Source organism: Peribacillus sp. P4_C12 (assembly GCF_056402095.1).
Genome location: NZ_JBFUIB010000906.1, coordinates 1 through 1,070, shown reverse-complemented (window position 1 = coordinate 1,070; position 1,070 = coordinate 1). Strand labels below are relative to the sequence as shown.

The window sequence follows — 1,070 nt, the reverse complement described above, 5'->3', positions numbered from 1 at the left end:
AAGTGAAGTCAATGGCCCCCTCAATTTTACGAACCAAATGGTTCGCTGGCACCAGTTGATCCAAAGTAATCATTTCAAGTTGATCTCGCTGAATAGAATTATGTTTCGAAAGCATCGTCATCACCTCAAGTTTTAATACTCCTATATTAAAACAAAAAAACTGTAGTCAAAAGTCAAAAGTTATTTCTAATTGTTAAAACAAAGTTGATTGGAACGGAAAGCGAGTGCCTGGAGTGGAAATCAACGTTCGAATTTTTACAACCCCTCAAAAAAACTGTAGACAAACTCGATTTTCATCGAGTTTGTCTACAGTCTGAAACCCCGTTCTTGTAAGACGGGGTTTTTTAAGTTGGATAATATAAGATCATACTTAATCGAGTTAATGTTTCCCCTGAATTAAGATAGTCATGGGGTTTGTCAGCCTTGAATCTGATAGAATCACCATTTCTTACTGTGTATTCATTGTTATTTACACGTACAGTTAGTTCCCCTTCAAAAACAGTTAAGAACTCTTCAGTTCCCTCTCTGTGCGAATCAGCACTTAGGAATCCACCTTTTTCTATCTCGATTGAATAAACTTCAAAACGTTTATCATCTTCGAAGGGAAAGTAGGGATAGACTCGATATTTTCCGTTGTCTTCAGATAATGTTTGAATATCACTTCTTAGAACAACTTTTGTATCTGGCTGCGGATTATTTATTAGAGAAGTAAAAGAGATCTTTAAGCCATTTGCAATTTTCCAGATCGTTGTAATAGTGGGACTCGATCCTCCTCTTTCAATTTGACCAATCATTGTTTTACTTACTCCGGTCAGCTCTGCGACTCTTTCAAGGCTTAATTTTTTACTTTCTCTAAAGGCTTTTAAGTTTTTTGCAAGGATAAGATTTATTTCCTCCATAAATACACTCCTTTATATACAATATAACGTCTGTATTGTACAATAAAAAGTAAATCGTTATATTGTTCATTTTAGACATTATAACATACATGACAGAAGGAGGGCCCAATATGCCTTTATTGTCGTTTTTGCTATTTGTTTTTGTTACTAGTTTTACACCAGGTCCTAATA

1 protein-coding gene is annotated in these 1,070 nt (G+C 34.9%); it reads right to left on the bottom strand.

Going from position 1 to position 1,070, the window contains the following annotated elements:
• Positions 1 to 344: 344 nt before the first annotated feature.
• Positions 345 to 899: a helix-turn-helix domain-containing protein gene (locus AC1DUW_RS30110; protein WP_053347629.1), complete on the bottom strand. Its 555-nt coding sequence runs from the start codon at positions 897 to 899 to the stop codon at positions 345 to 347.
• Between the last annotated feature and the right edge of the window lie 171 nt (positions 900 to 1,070).